Raw genomic sequence first — 26,707 nt, forward strand, 5'->3', positions numbered from 1 at the left:
TTGAAAATATAAATGAGAGGGTGTTCCATAATGACTGATCGCGCTTATACGTTTTTTGAGGAGCAGCAGAAAGAAAGAGGCATTAACATTGAAGAGGTAAAAGCAAAATTGAAAGCGCTCAAAATCGAAACACCTTCATGGGGCTATGGTGATTCCGGTACTCGTTTTAAGGTATTTCAGAAGGAAGGCGTGCCTCGCAATCCGTTTGAGAAATTTGAGGATGCTGCACAGGTGCATCGTTTGACAGGAATCGCTCCGTCTATCGCTATCCATATTCCTTGGGATAAGGTAGAGGATTACGGCAAGCTTAGAAGTCATGCGGAAGATCTTGGACTCTCGATTGGAGCGGTAAATCCGAATCTATTCCAAGATGAAGACTATATGCTTGGAAGCGTAACGAATTCCGATGCTGCAGTGCGCCGGAAAGCGACTGATCACTTGCTTGAATGCGTGGATATTGCCAAGGAAACGGGCTCGCGTGAATTTAGCTTATGGTTCGCCGACGGTACAAACTATCCAGGTCAAGGACATATCCGCAAGCGTAAAGCTTGGATGCAGGAAGCTTTGGCCGAAATGTATAGTGCAATGACTCCGGACATGCGTATGCTCATTGAATACAAATGTTTCGAGCCGGCGTTCTACCATACGGATCTTGCCGACTGGGGCATGGCTTACAACTTGGCGCAAAAGCTAGGGCCGCAAGCGGAAGTGCTTGTTGATACTGGCCACCATCTGCCAGGCGCAAACATCGAGCATATCGTTGCTTATTTGCTGGACGAGAAACGTTTGGGAGGTTTCCACTTCAACAGCCGCAAATATGCGGATGATGATCTCATTGTAGGTTCTGTGAATCCTTATGAGCTGTTCTTGATTTTCTATCAAATCTTGAGTGCTGCAGGCGATGCGGATGCTGCTGTTCGCGGCAATGCAGAGAGCATTACTTATATGATTGACCAGTCGCATAATATCGAGCAAAAAATCCCTGCCATGCTCCGCTCCGTCCTGAATGTGCAAACCCAGCTGGCAAAGGCGCTRCTCATTAACCATGATGAAGTAAATGATGCTGCTGAACGCAATGATGTTCTTGGCGCTGAGGATGCTGTGCGCCGCGCATTCGAATTCGATGTTACACCGCTTTTGCACACGATTCGCGAAGAGCAGGGCTTGCCGCATGATCCAATGAAAGCATACCTAAGCAGCAGCTATGGCAAAGACATATTGGCGAGAGGCAAGGGCGGTGCCAGCTGGTGACCATCCTTGCTTACGATCTCGGAGCAAGCAGCGGAAGAGCGCTGCTTGGCAGGCTGAATAATGGCAAGATCGAGGTAGAGGAGCTGCACCGGTTCTCCAATGATCCGGTGCAGGTCGGCGATCGACTGCACTGGGATATTTTGCGACTGCTTCATGAGTTAAAGCAAGCGCTGCTGCTAGTTAAGCATCGCGATATTACGCTGGACAGCCTTGCGATTGATTCTTGGGCCGTTGATTTTGGCTTGATTGGAAGTAATGGGGAGCTGCTTGGCAATCCTTATCATTATCGCGATCATCATACTGATGGCGTAATGGAGCAGGTAGTAAAGGAATTGACGGCAACGGGGATATTTGCGAAGACGGGTATTCAGTTTCTGCCGTTTAATACGATTTACCAGCTGGCTGCTTTGAAGAAGGCAGATTCACCGCTGCTGCGGGATGCCAAACATTTTCTAATGATTCCGGATTTGCTCCGTTATTTTTTGACGGGTGAGAAATATAATGAATTTTCCAACGCAACGACAACTCAGCTGTATAACCCTGTTGCAGGCAGCTGGGACGAGGAACTGATTCGCTCGATTGGCATTTCGCCGGAACTGTTTGGTGAGGTTGTACAGCCAGGGGCGAAGGTTGGCAGCTTGCGAGCTTCCCTTTGCGAGGAGCTTGGCATAGAGTCCGTTCCTGTTTATGCAGCAGCGGAGCATGATACGGGCTCAGCGGTTGTCGCAGTACCTGCACTTGAAAAGTCATTTGCTTACTTAAGCTGCGGCACTTGGTCGCTTATGGGTACAGAAGTCGACGAGCCAGTCATTAATGAATTGTCGCAGAAGCTGAACTTTACGAACGAAGGCGGCGTTTATGGCACGTATCGTTTGCTGAAGAACATTATGGGGCTGTGGATTTTGCAGGAATGCAGACGTTCATGGGAGCGGGCAGGAATTTCTTATACGTTCCCCGAATTAGTAAAGCTTGCCGAAGAAGCTAAACCATTCGCTGCGTTTATTGATCCGGATGATCCGTTGTTTTTGCACCCGGGTGATATGCCTGCTAGAATAACGGAGTATTGTTTGCGCACAAGGCAGACGGCACCTGCTGATACAGGGGCGATTGTTCGGTGTATTTTGGAGAGCTTAGCCTTGAAGTACCGAAATGTGCTAGAGTTAACAGAGCAATTGTCTGGTCAAGCGTTCAGCGGTTTGCATATGGTTGGCGGCGGCATTCAAAATACGCTGCTTTGCCAATGGACTGCAAATGCGATTGGCAAGCCGGTATGGGCAGGACCCGTGGAAGGAAGCGCAATAGGCAACATGATTGTGCAGTGGATTGCCAATGGTCAGCTTGCTGACATTTGGGAAGCGCGCAAAGTGATACGCGAGTCATTCCCAGTTGATGTGTATGAGCCAGAGCAGCATGAGGCTTGGGAGAGCGCATATCGTGCTTTTAAAGAAACAACAGGAATCGCTTAAGCAGCGAATACAAATATAAGTAAGAAAGAGGTACGTTATGCTGGTCCATGAACGATACGATAAAATTGTACAGCTGGTAAATGAGAGAGGCAGCATCCGGGTTACGGAGCTGAGCGAGCTATGTCAGGTGACCGAGGAAACGATTCGGCGTGACCTTGACCGCTTGGAGCAAGCCGGACGTTTGCGCCGCTCCCATGGCGGTGCGGTTAGCGTAAAGGATCAGCAGCCGGAAATTCCGTATTTCGAGCGGGAGATTACGCATGCGGAGGAGAAAAAACGAATTGCTGTGGAAGCGATTAAGTTGATTCAGCCGAATGAGCGTATTTTGCTTGATGCGAGCTCGACGGCTTGGTATATGGCGGCAAGCATGCCGGATATTCCTCTAACGGTGCTAACCAACTCCATCAAAGTTGCGATGGAGCTGAGCAGCAAAGAGAAGATTGAAGTGATCTCGACGGGCGGCATTTTGGCTTCGCGTTCATTGTCCTATGTTGGTCCGTTAGCCGAGCGTTCTCTTGATGCATATCATGTGGATAAAGCATTTCTCTCCTGCAAAGGTGTTCATTTGGAGCGCGGCGTAAGCGAGTCGAACGAGCTGCAAGCACGCATCAAGCACAAAATGGTAGGTATGGCGGATCAAGTTATTCTGGTCGCCGACTCCAGCAAGTTCGGCGTTCAAGCATTTACCCATGTGGCGGATTTAGATGATGTGGATGCAATCATTACGGATGAGCGGCTGCCGGCAGCGATCTTATCACAGCTTAAGGAAAAACAAATTTCCGTTACAACGGTGTAGAGCATAGATGGCGCTGGCTTCAGTAGAAGCGCAGCGCCATTATTGTTGTATAGTATAGGGTTACTACTGGCGAAAGTGAGCTGTAAGAGTTTATATGTTCTTACAGCGGTAAAAGAGGCGTTTCTGAGTGTCAGTTAGCACCAATAGGCGCTTATTGAGCAAATTTAATTGGCAGGTTACCTACGAAAGAATGCTGTAAGCGCATATGTGTTCTTACAGCGGTAAAAGTGGCGTTTCTGAGTGCTTGTAAGCACATATAGGTGCTTATTGTGCAACTTAACTGGCTGGTTACCTACGAAAGAATGCTGTAAGCGCATATGTGTTCTTACAGCGTTAAAAGTGGCGTTTCTGAGTGCTTGTAAGCACATATAAGTTCTTATTGAGCAATTTAACTGGCAGGTTACCTACTAAAGAGAGCTTTAAGCGCATATGAGTTCTTACAGCGGTAAAAGATGCGTTTCTGAGTGCTTGTAAGCACAAATAGGTGCTTATTGAGCAATTTAACAGGCTGGTTACCTACGAAAGAATGCTGTAAGCGCATATGTGTGCTTACAGCGGTAAAAGATGCGTTTCTGAGTGCTTGTAAGCACAAATAAGTGCTTATTGAGCAACTTAACAGGCTGGTTACCTACGAAAAAATGCTGTAAGCGCATATGTGTTCTTACAGCGGTAAAAGTGGCGTTTCTGAGTGCTTGTAAGCACCTATCTATGCTTATTGAGCAACTTAACAGGCTGGTTACCCACGAAAGAGAGCTTTAAGCGCATATGTGTTCTTACAGCGGGAAATGTGGCGTTTCAGAGTGCTTGTAAGCACATATAGGTGCTTATTGAGCAACTTAACAGGCTGGTTACCTACAAAAGAATGCTGTAAGCGCATATGTGTTCTTACAGCGGGAAATGTGGCGTTTCAGAGTGCTTGTAAGCACCAATAGGTGCTTACAGAGCAACTTAACAGGCTGGTTACCTACGAAAGAGAGCTGTAAGCGCATATGTGTTCTGGCCGTAAAAGTTACATTGTTGAGAGTCTGTAAGCACCTATATGTGCTTACAGAATACAGCGGCAGTTTGGTTACCTACGAAAGAGAGCTGGAAAGCGCATATGTGTTCTTACATCTAAAACATTTATCACATAAAAAATTTTCACCAAACTTGTCTGACAACCTGATATTATAGAGGTATAAGTTACGAAAGGGGTGCGGGTATGAAGGTCTCATTATTTATTACTTGCTTAAGCGATGCGTTATATCCAAGGGTCGGCGAAGCGATGGTGCGCTTGCTGGCAAAGTACGGTGTTTCATTGGAGTTTCCGACGGTGCAAACCTGCTGTGGACAGCCGGCCTACAATAGCGGCTATTGGAAGGAAGCGAGGGAGTCTGCCAAAACGATATTGGATGCGTTTGAAGACAGCGACTTCGTTATTTCACCATCAGGCTCCTGCACGGGAATGATTCACCATTATCCGAAGCTGTTCGAGGATGATCCGGTCATGCTGAACCGGGCCAACAAGCTTCAGAGCAAGTCTTATGAATTCACACAGTTTCTGGTGCAGGTGCTTGGCGTTACCGATGTTGGCGCTGCATTTCCTCATAAAGTGACCTATCATCCTTCCTGCCATGGCAGTCGAATTCTTGGTGTAAAGGATGAGCCGCTTGCGCTTATTCAGAATGTGAAGGGACTTGAGCTCGTACCGCTCCCATTTGCTGAGGATTGCTGCGGTTTTGGCGGAACATTCGCTGTCAAGATGGCTGATATTTCTGGAGCAATGGTGACGGAGAAGGTCGATCATGTGCTGGAGACGGAAGCGGAAGTGTTGGTCGGGCTAGATATGGCTTGTTTACTCAACATTGCTGGAAACCTGCGTTATCGCAACGAACCCGTCCGTGTTATGCACTTGGCTGAGCTGCTATATGAAGGGGTGAAATAAGATGGCTGTCGTGAAAAAGGAAGCTACAGTAAAAGCAAGAGCGGATATTGCCCTCAACGACGAATTTTTGCGCAAAGCGGTGCGATTCACTACAGAACGGCTGCGCAATGGGAAGAAAAAAGCGACTGACGAGCACGGGAATTGGGAAGAATGGCGGGAGCGGGGCAGACAAATTCGTCTCCATACGATCGCGCATTTGGATTATTATTTGAATCTGTTTGTGAACAATGCCCGCGCAAACGGCGTTCATATTCATTTTGCGAGTACGGCTGAGGAAGCGGTCAAGCTGACGTTAGACATAGCAGAGCATGCGAATGCGAAGTCGGTCGTCAAATCCAAGTCAATGGTTTCAGAGGAGCTGCATCTTAATCATGCGCTTGAATCCATTGGCGTTGAAGCGGTAGAAACCGACTTAGGCGAATATATTATTCAGCTTGCAGGTGAAATGCCATCCCACATCGTCATCCCAGCCATTCACAAAAACCGTTATCAAATCGCTGAATTGCTCTCCAAAGAGGCGGGCTATACGCTGCCGCCGGATACGACGGCGCTTGCAGGCTTCGTTCGCAAAAAGCTGCGCGAGAAGTTTTTGGAGGCTGAGATCGGCATGACCGGCTGCAACTTTGCGATTGCGGAGACGGGATCGATGGTGCTTTTTGAAAATGAAGGCAATGCTCGAATGGTGAGTACCGTCCCTAAAACGCAAATTACGTTGATGGGTATGGAGCGAATCATTCCATCGTGGTCTGATCTTGAGGTGATGGCTACATTGCTGCCGCGCTCGGCAACAGGACAAAAGCTGACGATGTATATGAATGGCATTACAGGCCCGCGCCGCTCCGAGGATGCAGACGGCCCGGACGAAATGCACATCATTATAATTGATAATGGCCGTTCTTTGCAGCTTGGCGATCCGGAGTTCCAAGAGCTGCTCAATTGTATTCGCTGCGGTGCATGTCTGAATGCTTGTCCGGTATATCGCCACATTGGCGGTCATGCTTATGGCAGCACGTATAGCGGACCAATTGGAGCCGTGCTTACGCCGTCCTTGAACAAAAACATCGCCGAATGGGATGATGTCGCCAATGCTTCCAGCTTATGCGGCGCTTGCTATGAGGCATGTCCGGTCAAAATCCCCCTTCATGATATGCTTGTTTATTTACGCAGACGCAAGGTGGAAAGTGGAAATGGCAGCAAAATGGAGTCCATCGGTATGCAAGGCTTCGCCACCGTTATGGGAAATTCCTCGCGACTTGGCGGGGTACTGCGACTCGGTAAGCTCGGTCAGAAGCTCGTTGTACGAAGCGGCGTCATTAAGACGAAGCTTGGGCCGCTAAAGGGCTGGAACACCTATCGTGTGACACCTAGCCTGCCGAAGGAATCGTTCCGTGATCGCTGGGATACGCTTGATCAAGAGCTGAAGCAGGGTCTAAAACAGATGGAGCCGTCGATGCAAAATCGGATGGAGGAGCTTGTACGTAATCGTGAGCATGAGGAGAAGCAAGGTAAAGGAGGACATGGTCATGGCTGAGACACATAAACAATGGCTGGAAAAGCTTGAAGCCGATTCAAGGGCGAAACAGGAGCTTTTTATGAATGATATTGCGGCTAAGCTGAGACATCCGCGAATGACACATAAGCCGCAGCATCCATTTCGCGGAGCTCCCGATTTCTGGAACTCATTCGAATGGCCGGAAGAAGAGCGAATCAAACAATTTACAGACAATTTTCTTTCAGTAGGCGGTCATGTAGCACGTCTTCCATCGATGGATGATGTGAAATCCTTTATCGTTTCCAAAGCGGAGGAAATGAGTGCTAAATATATTATTCGTCAAAACCAGCCAGAGCTGGATGAGCTCGATCTTGAAGGCGCTTTGAAGGATTCGCAGGTATCGGTGTGGAATACGGATGTTGAGCAGCATTGGCGCGCTCGTGCAGCTGAAGCAGATTTTGGCATCGTGATCGCGGATCATGCTGTTGCCTATACGGGTTCGGTTACCGTATTATCAGCTCCGAATAAAGGGCGGTCCGTCAGTTTGCTGCCAACCGTACTTATTATTATTATCCCGATTGAACGTTTAAAAACGAGGCTTGGCGAAGTGCTCGTGACGTTTGATGAAGCGGGACGCGAGCAGCTGCCAGCAGGTATTCATTTTATTACTGGCCCAAGTCGCTCATCCGATATTGAGAATGATTTGACTATCGGTGTTCACGGACCAGGCATCGTGTATGCGCTGTTAGTCGGGTAGCTGTAAAGTAAGGTAGGAGAAGCGGCTTGACGTTGTTAGAAGGCAGTGCATGCCGTTTAAGGTTGGAGGTGAGAGGTTATTGCGTCATTAGAAGTAGAGAAGCTGTCAAAACGCAATCATTACGAGGAAATTACCGAGCAAGTGAAGCGTCTTATTATAGATGGCAAATTAAAAGTAGGAGATAAGCTTCCATCTACGAAACAAATGTCCGAACAATTTGGGGTAGGGCGATCGACTACCCGCGAAGCGCTGAGCGCACTTAAAGCGATGGGCTTGATTGAAATTCGGCAAGGAGGCGGTTGTCGCGTCATTCGCAGCGTACCGATTGATATGGAGCTGCCGGAGCTAGCGTCTCTTCGTATGAACCGAAAGACGGTGCTGGAATTACTGGAAGCTCGCGAATCTCTTGAGGTTTCCAATGCTGCAATCGCGGCTGTAAAGCATACGGATGAGGATCTTAAACAGCTGAGCCAAATTATCGATGAGATGGAGCGTGCCGCTGGTGATGAGTCCGAAGGTGAGAGACTGGATCTACGATTTCATCTCACGCTTGCCAATGCGACCCATAACACGATCATGGTACGTTTGTTCGAATCGATTATGAATCATATCGAAACAGCTATCCATGACATTAGGCGGGTGGAGCTTTATTCGAGCGCGGCTGTAGCGGAACGACTTTATAGGGAGCATTCTACAATAGTTGAAGCGATTGCGAAAAAGGACCCTGAGCTTGCAGCTGAGCGAATGAAGCAGCATTTGAAGCATGTTGAGAGCATCGTGCTGAAGCATTTGGGAGAGGGCTAGTTGAAGGAGAATCCTTGAATAGCATGCGATAAGATGTTTTTCAATAGTACTGTCGGCCAGTCAACATTTAAAAAGCCCGATTTCCGCACATACCATCATTATGGCTGTCGGAATCGGGCTTTTTTTGTTATTCTGCTATTTTATTGTAGCCAAGTATTTATTAATGAATGCTTTGGCTTTGTCTGGATTTTTGCTATCGACTCTGATGCCGATAATCATGTTTTCTTTGTACAGCGGAAGCTGGTTGACTAGTGCACTCTTGCTGAGGTCAATTCCGTATACATGCTCTTGTGTATCCTCGTCGGTCTTAAGCTTCTTCGAAAGGCTGTCAGTCATGTGCGGCTTGAACACTCCGTTAACATCGTCGTCTAGCTTCATAAGCATTCCCTGTACGCCGATCCAATCGAAAATGCTCTCATCCATAATATATACATCCGGATGCTCAGTAGCTAGTACGAGCACTGCTTTCTGCATATAGGCAAATTGCGATTGCTGGTCTTTAGGGACAAACGTAAGCGTAGAAACAAATCTTTTCCATTCGGGAAACGCTGTCAAAAGAGCGGTTTCAATCGGCTCTTTCTTAGGCGCATCATCCTTCAGCATGTAATTGCCCATAAATGAAACGTTTAAATCGACGGGCGGCAAATTAGCGAGCCGCTCTTGTTCTTCACGATAGTTCATGAAGCTGATTACACCATAAATAATAAGTGCTACCGCAGCGATGGCTCCGAGCGTGTGAAACTTGTAATAGCGCCAGAAATGATCCATTTTCTGAGCTTGTCCAGCCATCTTCTTGTATTTACCGTACTCTTGCTCGTTGAAGGCATCGGTTAGCTTGCGATCCTCGTACTCTAGAATCAGTCGATATGCTTTCGTAATCGTTGCAAAAGATTCATCCGCATCCCCCGCGTTATCCTTCTGCAGCTGTGCTCTGGAGCGTGATTGACGCATAAGTGTCGTATAACGCTTCTCCACTTCCTCTTTGGCCGCAAGTTCTGGCAGCCCCATCGTTTCATAGGCTTGTTTTAACTCGTCCACTTGTGTCACCTCAATTAGTAAATAGCTCCTATATGATTCCTATCTATTAGTATACGGAATTCCACGGGTAACGCAAATTTTGACGAATTTATTCGTATGGAATTTTTCTCGTATGCATAACTAGTAGAGAGCCATCGAGTGAAAAAGATAATGCACTGCGCTCTTTCATAAGGCAATCAAACGCAGGTGGACTGAATTTTGAACAAAAACCCCTTCTATTTAACTTCCTATCTTGTCGTATTTTGATATTCTAGAATGACATAAATAAACCGTTAGGATGGTGCCTTCATGACTGTTTCGCTTAAGTTTGATTTTGGGATCGGCAGCGCTCCCGCTTCACCATATATACAAGTACTGCCGAATACGATCTATAACAAAGATGCAGGCTACGGTTTTGAGTCAACCCTGCGTATAAGCTCACGGAATAGAGAGGAGGCGGATCGTCTTCGCGGAGCTTTCTGTATTCCACTTGAAGCCGCGTTTGTTGTTGATCTGCCAAATGGCTGCTACACGATAACAGCTACGATAGGCGATGCCATTGCTCCAACCTCTACTACTTTAAAATATGGCATAGGGCGCATAGTGCTGCACAAGGCCGTTACATCAGCAGGACAATATGCGGTGCACAGCTTCACCGTCAAAGTAACCGATGGACGGCTGCGGCTCGCCTTCTCAGGAGTAGCGCCGCGAATTAATGCACTTCAGATTGACGAGGCGAAGCAAGCGACGACGATTTATTTGGCGGGAGACTCAACCGTAACCGATCAAGATACGTTCCCATATGCCGGATGGGGGCAGATGCTTCCGCTTTATTTTAAGACGGATGTAGCGATTGATAATCATGCCATGTCGGGAAGAAGCTCACGAAGCTTTATTAACGAAGGGCGATTGGCAGCAATCATAGAGCAAATAAAGCCGGGCGACTATTTATGGATTCAATTCGGACATAATGACGAGAAGCCGGATGAAGAGCGGGCAACTGAACCGTTTGGCAGCTTTAAGGAGATGCTGGCCGTTTATGTAGAGGAATCAAGGGCACGCGGTGCAAAACCTGTATTAATTACACCGATGCATCGCCGCAAATTCGACGAGCAAGGCAGGATTATCGATACTCATGGTGATTATTTGCTCGGAATGAAGCAGCTTGCGGCAGAGCTGGATGTTCCGCTGATCGATTTGGCTGCAAAGAGTAAGGATTTGTATGAGCGTTTGGGAGACGAGCCCTCTAAGGCGCTGTTCATGTGGGCTTACCCGGGGGAATTTATTCATTTTCCTGATGGCGCTCAGGACGACACACATTTTCAAGAGCTGGGCGGCATTCAAATTGCTGGATTAGTAGCAGAAGGCGTGCGTGAGCTCGCTTTATCGCCGCTGCTTTTATATTTAAAGGGGCGTTAGAAGCGGCAGCGGTGGTGAAGCTAAATAGCTGAATTGACATACGAAGAGGCTGTTCCACATGTAGATAAATCTACTTGAGGAGCAGCCTCTGTAGCTTCTTTTATGCTGAGAAACGATGGATGATGGCTGGAATTTCACGTAAATCATGACATATCGCATCTGGAAATTTAATCGAGAGGTCATTGCTCTTCAAAATCGTTCGCATCCCTAATTCGTTCGCCGGAATAATGTCAGCCTTGAGATTATCGCCAATAAAAACGGACTGCGCAGACGAAGAGCTTAAATTAGAGAGCGACAATTGAAAAATAGCATGATCAGGCTTTCGCAAATTGACCGCACCTGAAATCACAATATCATCAAATAGCTCCATAATACCGAGAGCTGTTACTTTATTTCTCTGATAAAATTCCCTGCCATTCGTAATCATGCCTAATTTATATCCTCGCTGCTTTAAGGAGAGAAGCATTTCATTCATGCCGGGAAACCCGACGCTGTACTGATGAAAGTGATTGTTTAAATCATCGAGCAGCGGCGTAAATAGAGCATCTTCAATCTTGAAAAATCCGATTAACTCGTTATAAACATCTTCTTTGGGTATGAGCCTATTATTTAATTCAGTAAACTTCGCTATAAATTCATCTCTGTCTGCAATGAAGGTATGGAGTGCAAAACGTTCATACTGATACTTTGCAAAGTTGATCAACGATTGGTTTTTATCAAGCAAGGTCTGGTCTAAGTCAAAGATTATCGTATCAATGGTGCTCAATGAATCACCTCCGTCTGTTCTTGCGAAACAACATCGTATTTATTAGGTGGGGTTTAATAGATCGCTATGCCTTCCATTTCATAAGGGTAATCCATTTGTTTTTTAATACTTTTCACCTCATGCTCTTGTAAGAAAAAACCGATGATGTAAAGACCCAAGTCAATCGAGGTGGCGACTCCTCCGGCTGTAATGACATTGCCGTCCCGTACAATTCGCGAGCGAATAACCTCTTTGCAGTAGGGCTCTAATAAATCATAGGCGAACGGATGGGTGGTCGCGTTTTTATTGGTCAGATAACCAGCAGCTCCAAGCAGCAGCGATCCTGTGCAAACCGATACGATATACTCTGCCTGCTGAGCCTCCTTTATCCAAGCGGTGAACGATTCATCAAACCTTAACGCTCTTGTTCCAAGTCCACCGGGAATGAAAATGAGGTCATATTGCGAGAGATCCGGCTTGACTTGATTGACTTTAATCGTCATGCCAAGCTCATCCGTAACCTCATCCTGCAGCCCACAAATATCCCAAGAGAACTCTTTTGTTGATTCGTAGTACTTCAAGCGAGTGATGACATCATAGAAGCCGACAAAATCCAAAAAAGTAACGCCATCAAATAAAATAAAAGCTATTTTMATCGATGCAGCACCTCTTTTCTTTATTGCAATAATATTACAAATATGGACTTCGGTATAGATTAAAGTGTCAAAAAAGCGGATCGAAGGCTCGATTCTAATTCTCTTATCGACTACAATAGCAAAGACGATATTGTAGTATAAGTGAGGGAAATCGATGTTTGATCCAACTGTTTATGAAAATTTGAAAGTAGTCTTTGAGAATCAGCTCTATGATTTGGATACGCTCGACCGGAAAATTGATATTATCAACCGGGTAGATCGTCTAGAGCTGGCGGTTATGTCGCGAGAATTTATGCTGGAGTTTAAGCTTGCTGAATATGCAGGGGTGTCTGCGGAAATTCAGCTGACTGCTTCGCTTAAGGATTTGGCGGCGGAAATATTAGAGCTGACGGGCGAGACCCCTGCATGCTCGCTTCGAATTCGTTTCTTCATGGAAGTGACGGATGTCACAACGCAGTGCAGCCAAATTAAGCAAGTCATGCAGCGTATTTGGGAGCCGGATATAGAACCGACACAAACGATAAGCTACCTTTTTGGCACGGAGCTGCCTACCTATTCGAATGTAATCGAGCTTGGCTTTAGTCGCAAAATAGGCGAAGAGCAAATGGAGGATATTCCGGAGCTGATTAATTATGTCCTTAAGACATTGATGAAGCTGAAAGAGATTGCTGGATAGATGTTTTTTTATATTCCAGTCCTCTAAGTTCCTAATATTTACAGTGAAATACTGTCTGTTTCTTTAAGCATGAAGCTATGCTATAGTACTTGTGAATGAACAACTGAAGAAGAAACTCCGAAGCTGTTGTCTACGGACAATTCTAGCTCTCGGGAGAGGTTCGCGAACTCCCTCTATAAAAAACTATGCGAAACGATTGTCCCATTAGGTGACATCGTCGTTTTCGCGTTCGGCGCGAAGCGGGTTTTTAACGCTTCGCGCCGTTTCTTTGGTTTTTTATGTACATACGAAGGAATTCAAGCGATCTCGGTCTTCTCACATCAGAGAGGGAGATGCAGCATGAAATCAGAAAAAGCGATCGTTGTGTTTAGTGGCGGTCAGGACAGCACGACCTGTTTATTTTGGGCAATGGAACGATTCGCGGAGGTAGAGGCCGTTACATTCAACTATGGACAGCGCCATAAGCTTGAGCTGGATTGCGCGGCGGCTATCGCCAAGGAACTTCAGATTAAGCATCATATTCTTGATATGTCCCTTCTTAATCAATTAGCACCCAACGCACTCACAAGAGACGATATCGCGATTGAGCAAAAAGAAGGAGAGCTGCCTACAACTTTTGTTGATGGCCGCAATCTCTTATTTCTTACGTTCGCAGCAGTGCTTGCAAAGCAGCTTGGTGCGAAACATATCATAACAGGCGTATGCGAAACGGACTTTAGCGGATATCCGGACTGCCGGGATATATTCGTAAAGTCGTTGAATGTGACATTGAACTTGTCAATGGACTATCCGTTTGTGATCGATACGCCGCTTATGTGGCTGAACAAAGCCGAGACATGGAAGCTTGCGGATGAGCTGGGCGCCTTCGATTTTGTCCGTGAACGCACATTGACCTGTTATAACGGGATTATTGCGGATGGTTGCGGCGATTGTCCCGCTTGCCAGCTTCGAAAGAATGGGTTGGACGAATATTTAGTCCAGCGCATGTAGGGTGAAGCGATGATGCAGCAGATTTATCCGGCCGCACAGCATAGCTATAGTTATGAGCTTAATAAGGATTTTCACTTTGCTGCTGCTCACTTCGTACCGAGTGAAGAGGCTGGAAAATGCCAGCAGCTTCATGGCCATACGTATTATGCGAATGTAACAGTTGCAGGCGATGAGCTTGACGAGGCAGGTTTTCTTGTCAACTTCGCCATAATTAAAAGGTTGATTCATGATCGTTTTGACCATTCTTTGCTTAATGACGACAACGAACACTTTAGCAATGTGTTGCCCGATCGTTTTCCTACGACTGAAGTGGTAGCACGAACGATTAGCGACATCGTTCAGCGCCATTTGGATGGTACTGTAAATCGTCCGCAATGCGTTCAAGTCTTTTTGCGTGAAACGCCGACGAGCTATTGTATTTATCGTCCGAAGCGGGAGGCGGTCTAATGATGAAATCCAATAAACGAATTCCTGTAATGGAAATATTCGGCCCTACGGTCCAAGGAGAAGGTATGGTAATTGGCCGGAAAACGATGTTTGTTCGTACTGCTGGCTGCGATTACAGCTGCTCTTGGTGCGATTCGGCATTTACTTGGGACGGCAGCGGCAAAGAAGATATTCGCATGCTGACAGCATTTGAAATGATAGAGCAATTAAAAGAAATAGGTGGAAATGCGTTTGAGCATGTGACGATTTCCGGCGGCAATCCCGCACTGCTCCCGCAGCTGGGTGAATTTGTTGATGAGCTCCATAAACAAAACATCAGCGTTGCACTGGAGACACAAGGGAGTCGTTGGCAGGACTGGTTTTGGTCGATTGATGAGCTCACTTTGTCGCCTAAGCCGCCGAGCTCTGGCATGAAGACAGACTGGTCGAAGCTCGATGAAATCGTGTCCAACCTGAATCGGAAATCAACTAGTTTTTGCTTAAAAACAGTCGTTTTCGACGAGGATGATCTAGAGTACGCGACATACGTTCACCTCAGGTATCCAATGGTTCCATTTTATTTGCAGGCAGGCAATGGAAACTTGCAGGAAACAGAGCCGCAGCTCATGCTTCCTTATTTATTGGAGCGTTATGAATGGCTGATCGAGAAGGTTATGCCGAATCAGGATTTAAAGCGGGTGCACGTTCTGCCGCAGCTTCATACATGGGTATGGGGCAATAAGAAAGGCGTTTAATTCAAAACAGCTGAGAGAGGTGGAAACGAGCATGGAAGGAAGAAGCAAAGAGGAGCTGAGCGGTGTGACGCTGCTAGGCAATCAAGGAACACAATATTTGTTTAACTATGCACCGGAAATTTTGGAGGCCTTTGATAATAAGCATCCGAATCGCGATTATTTCGTGAAATTTAATTGTCCGGAATTTACGAGTCTTTGCCCGATGACGGGACAGCCGGATTTTGCAACCATTTATATATCATATATTCCAGGTGACAAAATGTTAGAGAGCAAGTCGCTTAAGCTGTATTTGTTCAGCTTCCGCAATCACGGTGATTTCCACGAGGATTGCATGAACATTATCATGAATGATTTAATTGCGCTGATGAGTCCAAGATATATAGAAGTTTGGGGCAAATTCACACCTCGTGGCGGCATATCCATCGATCCGTATTGCAATTATGGCCAGCCTGGCACAAAATATGAGCAAATGGCTGAGCATCGTCTCATGAATCATGATTTGTACCCAGAGAAAGTGGATAATCGTTAATTTAGAATTGCAGCTCAAATTAGTAAAAGAGATACATTTATGATAGATTTTTCTGAATTGCCCGACTAAGGTCTAGGTGAATTTCATCCCTGAAGTCCATTTCAATTATTCTATTAAAGTCTATACTTAGTTTAGAGTTATTAGAGAATAGGTGGACAAACGATGATTAAAAATGCGATTTGTATGTCTGTACTGCTTTGCACCATAGCATCTGCATTAACGAACTTTGGAGTATCTCCCGTTCGAGCGCTTGCAGCTCCAAGCGCGTCACAAGCTGAATATATTAGTATAGATAATATGATTGAGCCCTTCTTGTTGCAGCCAAAGCAGGATGAAAAGGCATGAAGGCTGTTTTAACACAAGCCTAAACTTGCATGAAAGCATGACTAATTAGTAAACGCCGCGACCTATATGGAAGCGGCGTTTGCTGTTTCTAATAGAATACAATCAGCTCAAGCGCTGTCTGTCCCTATAAGCAAAATGATTGGTTGGGCCATGACCGCTCCCAATCCCCAGCTTATCTTCAATAGCGGCTTGAATGAAGGCTTTGGCAGTTCTTATAGCTTCAAGTACAGGTTTGCCTTGAGCAATTTCTGCAGCAATCGCAGCGGAGAAAGTGCATCCAGTGCCGTGAGTATGCTTAGTGTCGATACGTTTGCTTTCCAAATATACAAATTGTTCTCCATCGTAGATGAGATCAACGAGCGGTTCGCTGCTTGAACCGTGGCCGCCCTTAATGACAACATAGCGGGAGCCCATCTGATGCAATATTCGGGCCGCTTCCTCTCGATCGCTTAACGTCCGGATCGGGATTCTTGCGATAAGCTCAGCTTCTGGAATGTTAGGAGTCGTTATAAGCGCGAGCGGCAGCAAATACGTAATCAGTGTCTGAATAGCTTCTTGCTGAAGCAGAGATGAGCCGCCTTTCGCCACCATGACAGGATCAATGATGAGATTATGCCAGTTATATTGCTTTACTTTCATTGCAACGATCTTTATAATCTCTGCGCTGAACAGCATGCCTGTCTTAACTGCGGATGGCTCCAGATCCTCGCCGATCGAATCGAGCTGGCAGCTAACAGCCTCAGCATCCAGCGGGTAGATGCCCTGAACGCCAAGCGTATTCTGCGCAGTCACTGCGGTAATAACCGACATGCCGTAGGTGCCGAGCTCTTGAAATGTTTTTAGATCAGCTTGAATACCTGCGCCGCCGCCGGAGTCCGAGCCTGCAATCGTAAGTGCTTGATATCTTCTCATCCGTGCATCTCCTTCGAAAGAGTAGAATTAATTTACAAGTTTGAAAAAGCATCCTCAGCCTTTATATTGTCTGGCAGCAAGTCGTTATCGACGAGCCAATCCCTAACATTAGACCAAGAAGCAGGCTCCTGATATCCAAATGATTGCTTCCCTGCATCCATGAGAGGCAGAAGAATGTCCAAGCTTTTTGTCTCGATTTCTTGATCGAGAGGGGAGGTCTGGTTCTCATGCTCAAATAAAATCGACAACGATTTTTGTTTATTTTCAGCTACAAATTGTTGACCCTCCGTAATGGCTGCGATGAAGCTTTTGAACAACACCTGCTTCTCAACTAGTCCTTGATCACTTGCTACAAGCACAAGCTCGTAATAATCTGGCACGCCAAAATCAGTTGGGTTTATCGCCGTCATGGGATGCCCTTCCTTGGCAAGCAGCAATTGCTCATGATTAATAAATCCGCCGATGATCGCATCTACTTTGTTGGTTGCTATAGCCGGAATAAAGGAAAAACCAACGTCAATCATTTCCACATTTTGCGGGTCGCCGCCGTCATGCTTAATCATGGTGCGCATCATTGCTTCATAGAGTGGGATGGAGGAGAAGCCGACCTTTTTACCAACAAGGTCCTTGGGTGATTTGGCGCTTCCGCCTTCTGGTACCATTAGATGATTAAGCGGATGCCTGACGATTGCTGCAATGGATTTAACAGGAATATCCTCGCCGCGAGCCATCAATACCTGTGGCTGGTAGCTGAGCGCCAAATCAACCTTGCCGGCAGCCACTAGCTTCAATGCATCATTCGTATCCGCGGGCATTTGAATGTTGACCTCTAAACCATGCTTCGCAAAATAACCGTTTGTTTGAGCCGCATAGAGGAAGGAATGCACCGCATTTGGATACCAGTCGAGCATAATGCTAATAGTCTGAGGATTTTGTTTTGCCGAAGTGTCCTCGGGTTTGTTTTCAGTGGGGGCTACGTTGCTACTGCACCCGTTAAGCACGAGCAGCAGAGAAGCAAGCATTGGAATTATCCATTTCATTTTTGCTTTGATGATCATGTATTGAACCTCTTTCTCTTTAGTATTGATTTCTCCAATAGGACAATGGAAGCAAATAATAAGATGCCAATGAGGGATAGCAGAAAAACGGATGCAAACATGGAATCGGCGTTCAAATTGCTGGACATTCGGCGGCTATAGTAGCCTAGGCCTTCACTGCCTCCAAGCCATTCACCGATGGTGGCGCCGACAACACAATAAACGATCGATAACTTAAGTCCTGAGAAGAAGGACGGTAGGGCGATGGGGACTTGTATTTTTCTGAAAATACCCCAGCGCGTTGCTCCCATTGTGAGCAGCAGCTCTTCATATTCGCTACCGCTTTTCTTAAGCCCGTCATAGGTGCTCACAACGATAGGGAAAAAAGCAGTCAAAAAAACAACAGCGACCTTGCTCCAAATCGTATAGCCAAACCACATAATGAAAATTGGCGACAGAGCGATAAGCGGGATGGTCTGACTGATGACGACAAACGGGTACAGCGCCTTCTCCAGTATTCGGAAAGTGTGCATGCCTGCTGCGAGCGTAGTCCCAATAATAATCGACAATAGAAAACCGAGGGACACTTCTTTAAGCGTAGCCAGCAGATGGTTGCCAAGCAGCAGATGGCCATCTTCGATTAATGCCTGAGCAATTGAGCTAGGTGACGGCAGTATGTAGGGTGGAACCAATCCGAGCTGTGCGACTGCTTGCCAAACGAGCAGTAAGCTAAAGAGCAGCAGTATAAATAGTCCGTAATGGCTCAGCCACTGGTTAATTAGAGGTTTGCGCATGCAGTCTTCGCTCCAAATCTTGCCGCAGCTTGATGAAGTCGGGTTCATAATTTTGCTCATAATGTCTTGGTCTCGGCAAAGGAACGACTATTTCCTGTATCCCTTGCGCCTCGTTAGCTGCACTTGGCAATAAATAAATGCGGTCGCTCAGCAATATCGCTTCCTCAAGATCATGTGTGATAAAGAGTACTGTTTTTCCAAGGTCGCTCCACAGCTCTAGCAGCCACTTATGCATACCGCGTTTGGTCATGGCGTCAAGCGCGCCAAACGGTTCGTCCAGCAGCAGCAGCTCTTGTCCGGTTACTAGCGTGCGCAGAAAAGCTGCCCGCTGTCGCATGCCGCCTGACAACTCGTCAGGGTAAGCTTGTTCATAGCCTGCCAGTCCGAAGCGCTCTAGCAGCTCCATGATTTGGATCGTGTTATAATGGGGATTGCTGCGTGTCAGCTCAAGTGGAAGCAGACAATTGCCGAGTATTGTTCTCCATGGCAGAAGAAGATCCTTTTGCGGCATATAAGCAATCTTGCCGAGACGATTGGGGGCAGGCTTGCCATGCAGCCTAATTTCACCTTGGCTAGGCTGAAGCAATCCGGCCATGAGCTTAAAGAGAGTGCTTTTGCCTGACCCGCTAGCACCGATGATAGAGACAAACTCACCTGAGTAGGCTTGAAGCGAAAGATTAGACAGTATAGATGTTTCAGCAAGCTTGTCGTAGGTGTAGCTTACTTGGTGAAGTGAGATTATAGCTGTAATACGCATCCCTCCGTAAACAAATAAAGACCCACCCATTTCCGAGGGGAAATGAGCGGGTCTAACGATCACACAAGGCTTGCGCGCATGAATGAATGCTTTGCTGCTCCACTTCCCTCCGCTGGAATGATCCAGATCAGGTTCCAAGGGTCCGGAGCAGATGCTCCATCTCAGCCGTTAGGCTCCCCTAGTGAAATAAATAGGTTTATATGCAATTTGTATTTTTTCTACTATAGCATACACTGGATAGATGTAAACCATAATTATCCGAAAAGGCGTTGGACAAATGAAAAATTTACTCGTAACGGGCTACCGAGCGCATGAGCTTAATATTTTTAGCCAGAAGCATGAGGGCATTGTTTATATAAAAAAAGCGCTGACAGGCAAGCTGGTTCCGCTTATAGAAGATGGGCTTGAGTGGGTGATTACCCCGGGTCAATATGGCGTAGATTTGTGGGCGTGCGAGGTCGTCATTGCGCTGAAGGAAATATATCCTCATTTGAGACTTTCAATTATTTCGGCATACAGCAATCCGGAAGAGAAATGGAAGGATGATAAAAAGGAGTTTTATCAGCAGGTTTTAAAAGGGGTCGATTATTACGCTTCGGTCAGCAACCAGCCGTATAATGGCATTTGGCAGTTTACGGCTAGGGACGAGCTGCTGTTTCGGAAAACGGACGGTATTCTGCTCGTTTATGATGAGGATGCAGGCGAGGGCAGCCCCAAGTTTTTTAAAGAAAAAGCGTTAAAGAAACAGCAGGCTGAGGGCTATGGTTATTTCAGCATAAGCTCGGAGGACATTCAGAGCATTGCGGATGATGACAACCTGTATTCGGAAAATTAACGATGCATGGGAGTTGAGTAAGAGGAGTTTATTTCATGCTGGCAGGCAGAGACCTGTCAGCTTTTTTTATGCGCAAGCTGACTGTTTGTATTTTCGAGATTATTGTGTTTGACAAATAATAGGTGGCGTATTATTATCTGATTAGATAAACATCTAATTAGATGTAAGTTAAATTTGTTTGGTGGAGGAAGAGGTGGCGAACGGTGCAATTAGATAAAGTGGTAGCCTATCATAAGGCATTATCCGATCCGACGAGAATTAAATTGTTGATTATGCTGGCTGAAGGTGAGCTTAACGGACAGGTGCTCGCAGAGAAATTAGGCGTGACGCCTGCTACGATTACGCATCATGCAACCAAATTAAGAGAGGCCAGCTTAATTAATGAACGCAGAGAGAAAAATGCGATTTATTTTTCGTTGAACCATTATTTTATTAAGAGCAACGCTAATGCGGCGGCGGAGCTCATTTATCGGAATGCAGGTGCAGAGAAGGGAGTGGACAACATGGAGGATAGCAATAAGAAACTGAAGGATTCAGTCATTCGCAACTTTTTTACAGCTGAGGGTAAGCTGAAGCATATGCCGGCTCAGCATAAGAAAAAATTGATCGTGCTTCAGCATATGGTTTCTCATTTGACGAGAGGGAAACAGTATACAGAGAAGGAGATTAACGAATTTATCAAAGGTTATCATGATGACTTTGCGACCATTCGCAGAGAGTTCATCATGCACCAATTAATGTTTAGAGAAAATGATATTTACGAATTGAATCCGCAAGAAATATGGGCGAAGTGGGAGATTCTTTCGTAAGCGGAAGTTGTTTTTGATAATAGCGGACATCAGATGCCTTATTTGCTTTATTCCTCTTCTATTGGCCGTGGTTGCGGACATGAAGGCCGTTATTTGGCTATAATCGTTATAAAAGGCTGCGATTTCTGCCAAATAACGGACTCTATGTCCGTTAGAAACTAATTTGGCCGTTAATATTGCAAATAAGGGCTTCTATGTCCGTTAAAAGTAAATATGAACTCATCGAGCGGTGATTGTGCTTACGCGTCATAAAGGAAAAGTAATTTTTTTATCGAATGTAGTAACTTCTGAAGGATATCTGAAAGATAAAGTACATAATAAGAGTGGATTACAAAAGGAGCGAATACATATGGCGTTGGCAGAAGGTACTAAAGAAAACCCATGGAAATTAAAAACACCCCCTCAGACATCTGAATATGAAATGTATAAGGATGAAAAAGATGGTAAAGAAATTTTAGTATGCACAGTTGGGAAGACGGTCTTGCATTATGATTTCCGCTGCATTGATGACTTAAGCGCGATGCTCAAACAACATGGTGACTGGATTGAGCTTGGCAGCGCCGATGAGCAGAAGCCTGCTAAAGAGGGTACTGTTGAAGCATGGGGACGCTCGTCTGAAAACCCGATTGGCGGCTGGTATGGATTGAAAAAAGGGTTGCGCGGCAGATTCGGAATGTATCTTCCACCATTAATGGAGAAGCTGGGACTTGCAGAAGTAGAGCATAATCCAAGGAATAATCGGATGAAGTCCATTTAATCGCAGTGGTGTGAAAACTTGAAATGGGACGAGAACCATACAATCCTATTGTGAATGATTATTGAGTTCGAGTGATTGGCTGCCGCAATGGCAGCTTTTTTTTATTGTAAGAGTGATTGAGAACTTACAAATATTTGTATATATTTATTTAAAAAGAATGATTAGGAGGGTTATTCCTTGACATCCTCACATTTGAAACCCGATAAACTAAAACCCGGAGATACCATTGGAATTGTTTCACCATCCTCGCCGGTTGCTTTTTATTGCCCTAACAGATTGAATCGTGGAATAAATGCTTTAGAAAATATGGGATTTAAAGTAATTACAGGACAGCATAGCAGGAAGAGAACAGGTCACACGGCTGGCAGCCTAAATAATCGTTTGGATGATTTTCATCATATGATTCGAGACCCGGATGTAAAAGCAATTATTGCTACAATCGGGGGATACAATTCACATCAACTGCTTGAAGAATTAGATTATTCGCTCATTAGCAGCCATCCAAAAATTATAATGGGGTATAGTGATATCACTGCACTTCTAGCAGGCATACATGCGAAAACAAATCTTATTACATTTATGGGACCCGCTATTATGCCGCAATTTGGAGAATTTGGTGGACTCATTGATTTTACATACCATTCCTTTGTAAGAACGCTAATGAAAGATACACCAATAGGAATGATTGACTCCAGCGATCATTGGACAGAGGAACATTTAAGCTGGGACATTGACGATTCACGCCCAAGAGCGACCGCCCCTAATACAGGCATGAAGATTTTAAAGCCAGGGCATGCGAGAGGGCCTATACTAGCTGCGAATATGGGTACACTTCTCCTGCTGGCAGGTACACCTTATTTACCAAGCTTCGAGGGCAAAATTTTGTGTCTAGAAGACGATGAGAGTGAGCAGCCAAGTACAATTGATAGATATGTTACACAATTTCGACAGATGGGTATTTATGATCAAATTTCCGGTCTGATTATTGGAAGATTTCATTCAAATGTAGGATTTAATGAAGAAGATTCATTACAAGAGTTGCTGCAAAATGCAACGAGAGGATATGATTTTCCGATCATATATGATGCGGATTTTGGCCACACGGACCCTATGATTGTACTTCCGAATGGTGTTATGGCAAGTTTGCAAGCCACTGAGGAACGAGGGATACTTTTTTCGATTGAAGAATCCGCCGTGCAATAATAAAATCTACTATATGTCATTTATTTAAGTACATGATATTGTGAATATTATTTTGGACAGAAATCAGCTGCTGTTTTAAACTAGAATAGAATTCAAACGATAATTTGGAGGGTAAAATATGAAATTAGATAATGAAAAAGAGATCCTGACAATCGTTAATTCAGATGTTACAGCTTCCAGCTTCAAAAATGTTCGGGCGGAACAGGTCACGCTTAACTGTTGTAATCTTAGCGGTATGAATATGAATGATGTGAATTTAACGGGATTACATATCTCCGATGCTAATTTGAGTGAGTTTGTCATTGACGGTGCACAGTGGGGCGGAGCCCATTTTCGCAACATTGGATTCGGTAATCCAAATCAGCCTGATGTTGAATTCAACAGAACACCTGTACAATTAACCAATTGTAATTTACATCAAAGCGTGTTTACGGATTGCAATTTGAAGAATGCTAAATTGGACAACTGCGATATTTCTGGTTTAACTATAAACGGAATTGATATCGAAAGTTTAATTAAACAGTTTAAAGCTATGGAGCAAAAATAAAAATAAAGCAACTTTATCCAGCGAGGCACGATCACTTAAAGCCGTAAAAAGTTCGCCAACAAGGCAGCCTTTTGCGGTTTTTTTTAGAATCAATGGGATGAGTTTTGCTAGTAGGAGTTGTTCACGATTTAGAAGTATCAGTAACGGACATAGAGGACGCTATTTATGCAGTTAACGTACAATCGGTTTGCTAACGGACATAGGATACGTTATGGCTGTGAAAAGGAGCATAAATATAAATTTTGAAGCTGAATAAGGTCCTCTATGTCCGTTAGTTTGCAAAAAAAGGTGGAAATGTGGCAAATAGAGTACCTGATGTCCGTTAGCAAAGCAACATTGATCTAAATTGTCACGTCTCTATAATATCTGATCGAAAAATAGGAGGAGAGCAGCTATTCGAAACCATATTTCAACTGCTTTGCCGATTCATTTGTTGGCATGGGCAATGATTCTTGCGGCAATGTTATTTGATCCATTTCGTTGGTTTTTAAACCCCATCGTTAATAACACTCCAGCATTTTTAACTGTTTCAAGATGGTTGGCTCAATCATTATTCATAACGGGCCTAATCGGCTTTTCCATATATAAGTTAAGAACGAGCCCCCAGCTCTCAAGAAAAGATTTGAATGTAGTTTCTGTACATGTTTTATTTTCTATTGTTCATATTACAGTCGTTAGTGCGGGTATTTTTATAGCGGTCGGCTTTGAAGATTTATAGTAAATCACTATCGTACATAAGCAAATAGATGCTGCGAATTAAATGTATTTCTGTATGAAGGCTGCCGAAGGGCAGTCTTTTTGTATTGTTAGGTCGGCCTGATTGAGCAGAAAATGATGACTAAATAAAGCCGATATTTCGAGTACTACGTAATAGAGCTACACGAATCCATAAATCTCTTATAAAGTGGAGTAATCGAAGGTAAGTTAATGATGGAAGGAGAGATAACGTTGAGTATAACGTCCAATAAAGATGGTTTTGAGCTATTGGCATGCCTGCCTATGAAAGAGGATGAGCTCAGAGAGGATGTACCTTTGGCGGGATCATACGCGGTAATCAACTGTGGCGAGCGATTTCTTATTTGTTTTAACAAATGGAGACAACAATGGGAAGTACCCGCAGGGGGAAGAGAGGAAGGGGAAACACCGAGGGAATGTGCAAGCAGAGAGTTATTCGAAGAAACATCACAAATCGTTAATGACTTCGAGTTCATCGGGTTGATAAAAGTGAAGAAGCCCAGTGGAGATATCAAATATAATCCCATTTATTATGCTAGTGTAGATAAGCTCGTCCCATTCCAAGCAAATGAAGAAACTGAGCAGATCGTACTTTGGGATTTAATTGAAGAAATTGGTCATATGGACGAAGTCGACAAAGCAGTTCTTGAGTGGTGCAAGGTTATCTCTGCTAAAGGTAAAAACGAATGAAATATTGTATGACAAAATAACGATGACAACCGAGCAAAGAAAAACTTAATAAATAAAATATATTTATTGACACTTTCATTTTTTAGCTGGTATACTATGGAACATTACACATACCCGATTAAAAACATCGGAATTAGAAACATGGAGGCAATGTTCATGAAAAACACAAAAGCATCATACACAAAACTGCTAGTAGCACTCCTCTTATCTTTCTCTGTTATCTTTACACAATCAGCAGCCTTTGCGGCTCCGTCTGAAGCAGCGGCATTAAAGGAAGATGGCGCAGCGCAGTATAAGCAGTTTTTGAAAGAAAAATTTAATGTCAGCCTCTCCAGCAAAGTGACGAAGGGTGAATTCATTGAAGCAGTAGCTGATATTCTTGGTTACGAGCCATCAGGCAAAGAGGTCACTTTCTCCGATGTAAAGTCAGATAACAAGCTTTATCCGGCAGCGGCGGCTTTGTATGAGAAAGGCATTTTGTCTGGCCCGGCCATTCAAGGCGATCAAGTGCTTACAAGCGCTGTAGCGATTTCCATTGCGGTAAGAGCAGCAGATTTGAAGGAGCTTGCTTATACATACCCGGCTGTTAAAGTAAACAAAGTACTAACGAAGCTGAACGTTAAAAGCAGCGTGCTTGGCACAAAAGGTGCGCAAGAAGTTGCAGCAGCAGTAGATACTGGCTTGCTGCCAGCTGAATTTTACACAGGCTTCAAACCAAAAAATGCAGCAAGCGATCAATTGATCCACACGCTGCTTGGTAAAGTGCTTATTACAAAAGGTCTTTACAAAAAGTATATCGGTTATGTTAACGACAACGATATTTTCCAAAAGCTAAGCAGCGCTTACGAAACTTCTGATATTATCGATGCGCCAAAGCTGCAAAAGCTGGTAAATACTGCTTTGGAGCAAAGCTTGATCACAGGCTACAACATCAAGGACTCCCGTTTCAATGCTAACTTCATCGATTCTTTGTCTCTGATTTACGGTCATTCCGATTTTAATCATGCGATTCAGCTTATTGGTTTGCTTCGCAGTGAAGGCCTAAATGCGAAAGTGCAATTTGAGCCAAAAACATCCGCATTTATTTTTCTAGCAGAATGGGGCAACCCTGGTCCAAACGTAGTTAAAATTGCAAATGGCAACTATATTTCGTATTCCAAAGAGTATGACCTTGAATTTGAATTTGCAACTGCGGCAGATAAAGCAGCTTTCCAAGATGTTGTTCTAGCTTATGCGAAGAAAGATGAAGAGGACCAAGCAGGACTTATCGTTGCTTCATGGTGGCAGCCGCTTTACTACTCACAAACTGCACTGAAGGATTATGAAATTATAACGAACAATTTTATTACAGATCCAGACAGCCCTTATACAGTAAACCCGTTCTCGCTTAATGAGGATTCTGCGAAGGTCGTTGCAGGATTTAAAGCCATTGATCCTAATGTCAACATTACGCCTACTCAATTTTGGGTAGATAAGCCATTCTTTAGATATTTGCATAACGAAGCGGCTTAATAAGATTATTTGGCAAAATAGTTACGATGAAGCAGCCCTGACCATCATTGATGGTTAGGGCTGCTTTGTGT

The 26,707-nt window shown here is 44.9% G+C and carries 29 protein-coding genes and 2 riboswitches; of the genes, 22 read left to right on the forward strand and 7 right to left on the reverse strand.

Annotated features, from left to right (window positions below; all coding sequences use genetic code 11):
- Nucleotides 1-30 precede the first annotated feature (30 nt).
- The 7 genes from rhaI (at nt 31) to AC1DM9_RS05750 (ending at nt 8,490) form a co-directional block, all read left to right on the forward strand.
- On the forward strand, nt 31-1,251 hold the full coding sequence (gene rhaI / locus AC1DM9_RS05720; RefSeq protein WP_441881464.1) for an L-rhamnose isomerase: 1,221 nt from the start codon (nt 31-33) through the stop codon (nt 1,249-1,251).
- The gene (locus AC1DM9_RS05725) at nt 1,248-2,717 is read left to right on the forward strand and encodes a rhamnulokinase (protein ID WP_477579011.1); all 1,470 of its coding nucleotides are present in this window, start codon (nt 1,248-1,250) and stop codon (nt 2,715-2,717) included. Before rhaI ends, AC1DM9_RS05725 begins: the two co-directional genes overlap by 4 nt.
- Nucleotides 2,718-2,754: 37 nt before the next feature.
- Nucleotides 2,755-3,513: a DeoR/GlpR family DNA-binding transcription regulator gene (locus AC1DM9_RS05730; RefSeq protein ID WP_430054191.1), complete on the forward strand. Its 759-nt coding sequence runs from the start codon at nt 2,755-2,757 to the stop codon at nt 3,511-3,513.
- Nucleotides 3,514-4,714: 1,201 nt separating this feature from the next.
- A complete protein-coding gene (locus AC1DM9_RS05735) occupies nt 4,715-5,437 on the forward strand; it encodes a (Fe-S)-binding protein (protein ID WP_477579014.1) in 723 nt (240 codons plus the stop codon).
- Nucleotide 5,438: 1 nt separating this feature from the next.
- Nucleotides 5,439-6,968 carry a LutB/LldF family L-lactate oxidation iron-sulfur protein gene (locus AC1DM9_RS05740; RefSeq protein WP_477579016.1) on the forward strand — a complete coding sequence of 510 codons (1,530 nt, stop codon included), beginning with the start codon at nt 5,439-5,441 and terminating at the stop codon, nt 6,966-6,968.
- Nucleotides 6,961-7,686 (forward strand): LutC/YkgG family protein, encoded by a 726-nt coding sequence (locus AC1DM9_RS05745; protein ID WP_477579018.1) that lies wholly within the window; start codon nt 6,961-6,963, stop codon nt 7,684-7,686. Before AC1DM9_RS05740 ends, AC1DM9_RS05745 begins: the two co-directional genes overlap by 8 nt.
- Nucleotides 7,687-7,815: 129 nt before the next feature.
- Complete coding sequence (locus AC1DM9_RS05750; protein WP_477579311.1) at nt 7,816-8,490, forward strand: FadR/GntR family transcriptional regulator; 675 nt, start codon at nt 7,816-7,818, stop codon at nt 8,488-8,490.
- Nucleotides 8,491-8,625: 135 nt separating this feature from the next.
- On the opposite strand, the gene AC1DM9_RS05755 is transcribed toward AC1DM9_RS05750, so the two are convergent.
- On the reverse strand, nt 8,626-9,528 hold the full coding sequence (locus tag AC1DM9_RS05755; protein WP_076266758.1) for a hypothetical protein: 903 nt from the start codon (nt 9,526-9,528) through the stop codon (nt 8,626-8,628).
- A gap of 288 nt (nt 9,529-9,816) precedes the next feature.
- Between AC1DM9_RS05755 and AC1DM9_RS05760 the strand changes: the two genes are divergently transcribed.
- A complete protein-coding gene (locus AC1DM9_RS05760) occupies nt 9,817-10,926 on the forward strand; it encodes a rhamnogalacturonan acetylesterase (protein ID WP_477550016.1) in 1,110 nt (369 codons plus the stop codon).
- 100 nt (nt 10,927-11,026) lie between these two features.
- Here the strand turns inward: AC1DM9_RS05760 and AC1DM9_RS05765 are convergent, their stop codons facing one another.
- Nucleotides 11,027-11,692, reverse strand: coding sequence for an HAD family hydrolase (locus AC1DM9_RS05765; protein WP_477579021.1), 666 nt, complete (start codon nt 11,690-11,692; stop codon nt 11,027-11,029).
- 53 nt (nt 11,693-11,745) lie between these two features.
- Entirely contained in the window at nt 11,746-12,327 is a 582-nt protein-coding gene (locus AC1DM9_RS05770; protein ID WP_477579313.1) for a DJ-1/PfpI family protein, read from the reverse strand.
- A gap of 154 nt (nt 12,328-12,481) precedes the next feature.
- Here AC1DM9_RS05770 and AC1DM9_RS05775 point away from each other — a divergent pair, with 154 nt between their 5' ends.
- The 6 genes from AC1DM9_RS05775 (at nt 12,482) to AC1DM9_RS05800 (ending at nt 16,048) form a co-directional block, all read left to right on the forward strand.
- Entirely contained in the window at nt 12,482-13,003 is a 522-nt protein-coding gene (locus tag AC1DM9_RS05775) for a hypothetical protein (RefSeq protein ID WP_477579023.1), read from the forward strand.
- Between the two features lie 149 nt (nt 13,004-13,152).
- A riboswitch (PreQ1 riboswitch) is annotated at nt 13,153-13,196 on the forward strand.
- Between the two features lie 146 nt (nt 13,197-13,342).
- On the forward strand, nt 13,343-13,993 hold the full coding sequence (gene queC / locus AC1DM9_RS05780) for a 7-cyano-7-deazaguanine synthase QueC (protein WP_477550020.1): 651 nt from the start codon (nt 13,343-13,345) through the stop codon (nt 13,991-13,993).
- A 9-nt stretch (nt 13,994-14,002) separates the two neighbouring features.
- Nucleotides 14,003-14,440: a 6-carboxytetrahydropterin synthase QueD gene (gene queD / locus AC1DM9_RS05785; RefSeq protein WP_076266764.1), complete on the forward strand. Its 438-nt coding sequence runs from the start codon at nt 14,003-14,005 to the stop codon at nt 14,438-14,440.
- Nucleotides 14,440-15,174: a 7-carboxy-7-deazaguanine synthase QueE gene (gene queE, locus AC1DM9_RS05790; RefSeq protein WP_477550022.1), complete on the forward strand. Its 735-nt coding sequence runs from the start codon at nt 14,440-14,442 to the stop codon at nt 15,172-15,174. Before queD ends, queE begins: the two co-directional genes overlap by 1 nt.
- Nucleotides 15,175-15,205: 31 nt before the next feature.
- Nucleotides 15,206-15,703 (forward strand): preQ(1) synthase, encoded by a 498-nt coding sequence (gene queF, locus AC1DM9_RS05795; RefSeq protein WP_477579025.1) that lies wholly within the window; start codon nt 15,206-15,208, stop codon nt 15,701-15,703.
- A gap of 162 nt (nt 15,704-15,865) precedes the next feature.
- A complete protein-coding gene (locus AC1DM9_RS05800) occupies nt 15,866-16,048 on the forward strand; it encodes a hypothetical protein (RefSeq protein WP_076266766.1) in 183 nt (60 codons plus the stop codon).
- A gap of 102 nt (nt 16,049-16,150) precedes the next feature.
- On the opposite strand, the gene thiD is transcribed toward AC1DM9_RS05800, so the two are convergent.
- Genes thiD through AC1DM9_RS05820 form a run of 4 tightly spaced genes read right to left on the reverse strand, consistent with a single transcriptional unit; the run spans nt 16,151 to nt 19,548 of the window.
- Nucleotides 16,151-16,960 carry a bifunctional hydroxymethylpyrimidine kinase/phosphomethylpyrimidine kinase gene (gene thiD, locus AC1DM9_RS05805; protein ID WP_477511303.1) on the reverse strand — a complete coding sequence of 270 codons (810 nt, stop codon included), beginning with the start codon at nt 16,958-16,960 and terminating at the stop codon, nt 16,151-16,153.
- Between the two features lie 32 nt (nt 16,961-16,992).
- Nucleotides 16,993-18,018, reverse strand: coding sequence for an ABC transporter substrate-binding protein (locus AC1DM9_RS05810; protein ID WP_477579027.1), 1,026 nt, complete (start codon nt 18,016-18,018; stop codon nt 16,993-16,995).
- Nucleotides 18,015-18,791, reverse strand: a complete 777-nt coding sequence (locus AC1DM9_RS05815; RefSeq protein ID WP_477579029.1) for an ABC transporter permease — start codon at nt 18,789-18,791, stop codon at nt 18,015-18,017. The genes AC1DM9_RS05810 and AC1DM9_RS05815 overlap by 4 nt, the downstream gene beginning before the upstream one ends.
- Complete coding sequence (locus AC1DM9_RS05820) at nt 18,772-19,548, reverse strand: ABC transporter ATP-binding protein (protein WP_477579031.1); 777 nt, start codon at nt 19,546-19,548, stop codon at nt 18,772-18,774. Before AC1DM9_RS05820 ends, AC1DM9_RS05815 begins: the two co-directional genes overlap by 20 nt.
- An 87-nt stretch (nt 19,549-19,635) precedes the next feature.
- Nucleotides 19,636-19,738, reverse strand: a riboswitch (TPP riboswitch).
- 87 nt (nt 19,739-19,825) lie between these two features.
- On the opposite strand from AC1DM9_RS05820, the gene AC1DM9_RS05825 reads away from it, so the two are divergent.
- From AC1DM9_RS05825 to AC1DM9_RS05860, 8 genes are all read left to right on the forward strand, one after another.
- The gene (locus tag AC1DM9_RS05825) at nt 19,826-20,383 is read left to right on the forward strand and encodes an SLOG family protein (RefSeq protein ID WP_076266769.1); all 558 of its coding nucleotides are present in this window, start codon (nt 19,826-19,828) and stop codon (nt 20,381-20,383) included.
- A gap of 203 nt (nt 20,384-20,586) precedes the next feature.
- Complete coding sequence (locus AC1DM9_RS05830; RefSeq protein ID WP_477579033.1) at nt 20,587-21,192, forward strand: DUF2087 domain-containing protein; 606 nt, start codon at nt 20,587-20,589, stop codon at nt 21,190-21,192.
- A gap of 349 nt (nt 21,193-21,541) precedes the next feature.
- Nucleotides 21,542-21,949, forward strand: a complete 408-nt coding sequence (locus AC1DM9_RS05835) for a DUF6855 family protein (RefSeq protein WP_477579035.1) — start codon at nt 21,542-21,544, stop codon at nt 21,947-21,949.
- Between the two features lie 177 nt (nt 21,950-22,126).
- On the forward strand, nt 22,127-23,152 hold the full coding sequence (locus AC1DM9_RS05840; protein WP_477550028.1) for a S66 family peptidase: 1,026 nt from the start codon (nt 22,127-22,129) through the stop codon (nt 23,150-23,152).
- A gap of 118 nt (nt 23,153-23,270) precedes the next feature.
- Nucleotides 23,271-23,699, forward strand: coding sequence for a pentapeptide repeat-containing protein (locus tag AC1DM9_RS05845; RefSeq protein ID WP_477579037.1), 429 nt, complete (start codon nt 23,271-23,273; stop codon nt 23,697-23,699).
- Nucleotides 23,700-24,132: 433 nt separating this feature from the next.
- On the forward strand, nt 24,133-24,417 hold the full coding sequence (locus AC1DM9_RS05850) for a hypothetical protein (RefSeq protein WP_477579039.1): 285 nt from the start codon (nt 24,133-24,135) through the stop codon (nt 24,415-24,417).
- A 230-nt stretch (nt 24,418-24,647) separates the two neighbouring features.
- Entirely contained in the window at nt 24,648-25,124 is a 477-nt protein-coding gene (locus AC1DM9_RS05855; protein ID WP_477579040.1) for an NUDIX domain-containing protein, read from the forward strand.
- A 156-nt stretch (nt 25,125-25,280) separates the two neighbouring features.
- Entirely contained in the window at nt 25,281-26,636 is a 1,356-nt protein-coding gene (locus AC1DM9_RS05860; RefSeq protein ID WP_477550030.1) for a hypothetical protein, read from the forward strand.
- Nucleotides 26,637-26,707: the final 71 nt, after the last annotated feature.

The organism is Paenibacillus sp. 01T431, from assembly GCF_056398625.1.

What these genes read in the sequence shown, in the direction of transcription:
- AC1DM9_RS05730 (WP_430054191.1), top strand. Translation starts at nt 2,755, where the DNA reads ATGCTGGTCCATGAACGATACGATAAAATTGTACAGCTGGTAAATGAG.
- AC1DM9_RS05735 (WP_477579014.1), top strand. Translation starts at nt 4,715, where the DNA reads ATGAAGGTCTCATTATTTATTACTTGCTTAAGCGATGCGTTATATCCA.
- AC1DM9_RS05740 (WP_477579016.1), top strand. Translation starts at nt 5,439, where the DNA reads ATGGCTGTCGTGAAAAAGGAAGCTACAGTAAAAGCAAGAGCGGATATT.
- AC1DM9_RS05745 (WP_477579018.1), top strand. Translation starts at nt 6,961, where the DNA reads ATGGCTGAGACACATAAACAATGGCTGGAAAAGCTTGAAGCCGATTCA.
- AC1DM9_RS05760 (WP_477550016.1), top strand. Translation starts at nt 9,817, where the DNA reads ATGACTGTTTCGCTTAAGTTTGATTTTGGGATCGGCAGCGCTCCCGCT.
- AC1DM9_RS05775 (WP_477579023.1), top strand. Translation starts at nt 12,482, where the DNA reads ATGTTTGATCCAACTGTTTATGAAAATTTGAAAGTAGTCTTTGAGAAT.
- queC (WP_477550020.1), top strand. Translation starts at nt 13,343, where the DNA reads ATGAAATCAGAAAAAGCGATCGTTGTGTTTAGTGGCGGTCAGGACAGC.
- queD (WP_076266764.1), top strand. Translation starts at nt 14,003, where the DNA reads ATGATGCAGCAGATTTATCCGGCCGCACAGCATAGCTATAGTTATGAG.
- queE (WP_477550022.1), top strand. Translation starts at nt 14,440, where the DNA reads ATGATGAAATCCAATAAACGAATTCCTGTAATGGAAATATTCGGCCCT.
- queF (WP_477579025.1), top strand. Translation starts at nt 15,206, where the DNA reads ATGGAAGGAAGAAGCAAAGAGGAGCTGAGCGGTGTGACGCTGCTAGGC.
- AC1DM9_RS05800 (WP_076266766.1), top strand. Translation starts at nt 15,866, where the DNA reads ATGATTAAAAATGCGATTTGTATGTCTGTACTGCTTTGCACCATAGCA.
- thiD (WP_477511303.1), bottom strand. Translation starts at nt 16,960, where the DNA reads ATGAGAAGATATCAAGCACTTACGATTGCAGGCTCGGACTCCGGCGGC.
- AC1DM9_RS05810 (WP_477579027.1), bottom strand. Translation starts at nt 18,018, where the DNA reads ATGATCATCAAAGCAAAAATGAAATGGATAATTCCAATGCTTGCTTCT.
- AC1DM9_RS05815 (WP_477579029.1), bottom strand. Translation starts at nt 18,791, where the DNA reads ATGCGCAAACCTCTAATTAACCAGTGGCTGAGCCATTACGGACTATTT.
- AC1DM9_RS05820 (WP_477579031.1), bottom strand. Translation starts at nt 19,548, where the DNA reads ATGCGTATTACAGCTATAATCTCACTTCACCAAGTAAGCTACACCTAC.
- AC1DM9_RS05825 (WP_076266769.1), top strand. Translation starts at nt 19,826, where the DNA reads ATGAAAAATTTACTCGTAACGGGCTACCGAGCGCATGAGCTTAATATT.
- AC1DM9_RS05835 (WP_477579035.1), top strand. Translation starts at nt 21,542, where the DNA reads ATGGCGTTGGCAGAAGGTACTAAAGAAAACCCATGGAAATTAAAAACA.
- AC1DM9_RS05845 (WP_477579037.1), top strand. Translation starts at nt 23,271, where the DNA reads ATGAAATTAGATAATGAAAAAGAGATCCTGACAATCGTTAATTCAGAT.
- AC1DM9_RS05860 (WP_477550030.1), top strand. Translation starts at nt 25,281, where the DNA reads ATGAAAAACACAAAAGCATCATACACAAAACTGCTAGTAGCACTCCTC.